Below are 235 nucleotides of genomic sequence, written 5' to 3' on the forward strand. Positions count from 1 at the left end.
ATTTTTAGTATGTATCTTGATTTACAAAGTGCCACCTTTGAGCGCGACCAAGCATTAATTCAAATTGAGCAGCAATACGGCAAACATATGCTCAAATTTTTAACGCAACCTAGTCAATACCAAGCTGCGCTTGATGGCAGCCAATTAGCACCCTACAGCGCAGGCATACCTAAGCTACCAATACCCAAGCAACAAACGCAGCAATCATCCACTGTGCAATCATCATCAGCAATGT

The 235-nt window shown here is 42.6% G+C and carries 1 protein-coding gene; it reads left to right on the plus strand.

Annotation, left to right across the window (positions count from 1 at the left end; genetic code table 11):
• The coding region (locus tag AAEY62_RS24840; protein WP_350637165.1) for a hypothetical protein at nucleotides 1-235 on the plus strand (235 nt) is incomplete at both ends.

The sequence above is a fragment of the Pseudoalteromonas sp. GW168-MNA-CIBAN-0100 genome (genome assembly GCF_040309225.1).
Classification (GTDB): domain Bacteria; phylum Pseudomonadota; class Gammaproteobacteria; order Enterobacterales; family Alteromonadaceae; genus Pseudoalteromonas; species Pseudoalteromonas arctica.